The following is a 3,229-nucleotide window of genomic DNA, read 5'->3' as shown; positions in this document are numbered from 1 at the left end:
ACTTCAAGGACGCGAACGGCGACCCGGTCCGGACGCTCAGCGGACTGAAGACGGACGAGAAGGGCCTGCTCACGCTGCCCGACCTCTTCGCGGACGACGAGGAGGGCAGGGACCAGCCCGATGGCGGCGGCGACGAGGGCGCGCACGGTCGGCCTCCCGGTGCTCGATCTGATACAGCGTCAGGGCGGGGGCACCGTAGCAACGCGGCCGCGAGATGAGAACACGTTGCACTCAGAACACAGAACGCCGCCCCCTCGTCCGGGGCGGACGAGGGGGCGGCGCGAGGAGCGTGGTGGGCGGACGCTCAGGAGCCGGGCGAGGCCGTCGGGGACGGGGACGCGTCCGTCGAGCCCGTCGGCGACGGGGTGGGCTCCGGCTCGGGAGCCGTGACCTTGAGGACGATGTCCACGGTGCCGCCGCCGGGCGTGGTCAGGCGCAGCACGAACGTGCCGGCCTCGCCGTCCGCGAAGAGGTCGGGCAGCGTGAGCAGGCCCTTCTCGTCCGTCTTCAGTCCGCTGAGCGTCCGGACCGGGTCGCCGTTCGCGTCCTTGAAGTACGGCCCCTTCGCGGCCGGCTGCGGGTCCTCGCCCGAGGTGAGCACGGCGGCGGTGAGGTCGACGGACGCGGCGGGTGCGCCGTCGAGCGTGGCCGTCACGAGGACGCGGTCCGCGAAGCCCGTGCCGGCGGTCGCGCTCAGCTCCTTGGCGTCGCTGACCAGGGCGTCGGCCTGCCGGACGGTGACGGTCGCGGCGAAGTCGACGGCCGCCAGCCTGCGGCCGACGACGGAGGCCCGCACCGTGAACGCGCCGGCCTGCTCGCCCGCCCGGACGGCCGGGGAGACGACCTTGCCCTGAGCGCCGGTGGTGACGGTGACGGTCTTGATGCCGCCGCCGAAGTGGGAGTCGGTGGCGCCGACGATCTCGAACCGCACGGCCAGTCCGGAGACCGGCTTGCCCGCCGCGTCGAGCGCGAGGACGGTCGGGCGCCCGGCGAACGCCGTGCCGGCGGTGGCCTTGAGCGTGCCCGTAGCGGAGTCCGCGAGCTTCGCCACGCGCTCGGCCGGGGGCCGGGTCACGGGCGGGGGTGTCGGCGTGCTCGGCTTCGACGGGCTGGGCTTGGGCGTCGCGGGCTTCGTCGGGGCCGGGGTGGTCGGCGACGTCGAGGGGGTCTGGCCGGCGGGGACGTCGCTGCGGTCGACGGGGAGGACGCCGGTGCCGTCGGGGACCTGGTGGCTGCCGCGCTTGTAGTACTCGAACCAGGAGAGCACCGTGTTCAGGTACTCGGTCGAGCGGTTGTAGCTGAGGATCGCCCGGTCCAGGTCGGCCTTGACCGCGAGGTCGCGGTTGTTGGCGCAGAGGTAGAGACCGGCCGCCTGGGCGGCGTCGTAGATGTTGTTGGGGTCCTTGCGGCCGTCGCCGTTGGCGTCCTGGCCCCAGGTGGCCCACGTGGAGGGGATGAACTGCATCGGGCCGACGGCGCGGTCGTGCCGTGCGTCGCCGTCGAAGGCGCCCTTGTCGGTGTCCGAGATGTCGGCGAAGCCGACTCCGTTGAGCACCGGGCCGAGGATGGGCGAGAGCGTGGTCCCGTTGGCGTCCACGCGGCCGCCGCGCGCCTGCCCCGACTCGACCTTGCCGATGCCGGCGAGCAGCTGCCAGGGCAGGTTGCAGGAGGGGTCGCTCGACCGTATGGACTGCTCGGCCCGCTTGTAGGCGGCGAGCACGGACGCGGGTATGCCCGCCTCCGCCGGTCCGGTCACGATCGGCAGGTCTATGGAAGTGCCGGGCTTGTTGGGCGTGTTCAGCGGCGGCAGGTCGGTGTAGTACGGGGAACCGCCGGTCGCCGAGCCGTCGGGCGGCGTGGTCGCGTCCCCGGTGCCGATGGACCGGTCCCCGCTCGCGTTGTCCGCCGGTGGCGGAGTCACCCCCGGAGCCTGCGAAGCGGCGAGCGCCGCGACCGCCGCGGCCACCACAGCGCTGCTGGTGGCCCCCTTGCGCAGACGGCGGCCCAATTGCGCTGCCATACGTACAGTCCCTCCCCTTGGCCTGCGTTCGCGCTCCCCGCGCGCGGACTCAGGCGACCCTATGACAACTCCGGGCCCCGGAACACCGGGCCCTGACCGTGTTTCACGCTTTCGTCACCTCTTGGCCGCTCACCCTCTCGTAGGAATCACTCCCGCATACTGGACATCACCACCGACCACGGACCCGGGGGGGGCCTCCGTCGGTCGGCACAGATCCTGAGGGGGACGTTCCATGCCGTTCACACTGAGCCATGCCGCCGCGGTGCTCCCGGGCATCCGGCGGGACGGCACCGCACGCGGGCCGTTGATCGCCTCGGCGCTGGTGGCGGGGTCGTTCTCGCCCGACATGACCTACTTCGCCGCCTCGGCGATCCCCGGCGCGATGACCTTCGGCGACGTCACGCACTCGGCGGTGGGCGTCGTGACCGCCGACGTGCTCATCACCGCCGTCCTGGTGGCGGTGTGGCTGCTGTTGCGCGAGCCGCTGGTGGCGCTGCTCCCGGCGCGATGGCAGGGGCGGGTGTACGGCTTCGTACGGGGACGTTCCTGGCGGGGGCGGCGGGCACCGGCGCTGGCCGGCTGGTTCTGCCTGTCCGCGATGCTCGGCGCGACGACGCACGTCGTGTGGGACTCCTTCACCCACCTCGACCGTTGGGGGACCCGGGTGGTCCCGTTCCTCGGCGAGCTCGTGGCCGGCTTCCCGGTCTATCTGTACGCGCAGTACGGGGGTTCGGCCCTGGCCCTCGGCCTGCTGGTGTGGTTCGTCGTCCGGGCGCTGCGCGCGGCGCCCGCGGACCGAGCGCGTCCCGCGGGGATCGTGGTGCTGGACCGGCGGGGGCGCCGGCTGGCGGGCGTGCTCATCGGGGCGTGCTTCCTCGCCGGGATCGTGCACCGCTGCCTGCGCTTCTACGCCTACTGGGGCCGGATCGACAAGCCGCTGGACCTCATCCCGACGGCCTGTTTCGGCGGTGGCGCGGGGCTGGCCGCCGGACTCGTGCTCTACGCGGCGTGGACGCGGCTGCGCAGGACGCCGACGGCGTCGCCCCCCGCGACGCCCTCGGACACCGACGATCAGGCCGGCGAGCGGGAGCAGGTCGAGGCCCTGGTGCGCCGGGAGATGTCCTCCGCGGTCACCCTGCGCGCCCCGCTCGACGTCTCGGTGGGCGTCGGCCCGGACTGGGAGTCGGCGGCGCACTGACCGGACGAGCC

At 73.6% G+C, this 3,229-nt stretch carries 2 protein-coding genes; one reads left to right on the top strand and one right to left on the bottom strand.

The genetic code is table 11. The features are described 5' to 3' along the window. Positions 1-304 precede the first annotated feature (304 nt). The gene (locus EAO71_RS36800) at positions 305-2,020 is read right to left on the bottom strand and encodes a lytic transglycosylase domain-containing protein (protein WP_147982127.1); all 1,716 of its coding nucleotides are present in this window, start codon (positions 2,018-2,020) and stop codon (positions 305-307) included. A 232-nt stretch (positions 2,021-2,252) separates the two neighbouring features. Here EAO71_RS36800 and EAO71_RS36795 point away from each other — a divergent pair, with 232 nt between their 5' ends. Then, on the top strand, positions 2,253-3,218 hold the full coding sequence (locus tag EAO71_RS36795; RefSeq protein WP_147982126.1) for a DUF4184 family protein: 966 nt from the start codon (positions 2,253-2,255) through the stop codon (positions 3,216-3,218). Positions 3,219-3,229 lie beyond the last annotated feature (11 nt).

The organism is Streptomyces sp. MS191 (assembly GCF_008042125.1).
Classification (GTDB): domain Bacteria; phylum Actinomycetota; class Actinomycetes; order Streptomycetales; family Streptomycetaceae; genus Streptomyces.
This window is presented reverse-complemented; position numbering and strand designations above follow the sequence as displayed.

What these genes read in the sequence shown, in the direction of transcription:
- EAO71_RS36800 (WP_147982127.1), bottom strand. Translation starts at nt 2,020, where the DNA reads ATGGCAGCGCAATTGGGCCGCCGTCTGCGCAAGGGGGCCACCAGCAGC.
- EAO71_RS36795 (WP_147982126.1), top strand. Translation starts at nt 2,253, where the DNA reads ATGCCGTTCACACTGAGCCATGCCGCCGCGGTGCTCCCGGGCATCCGG.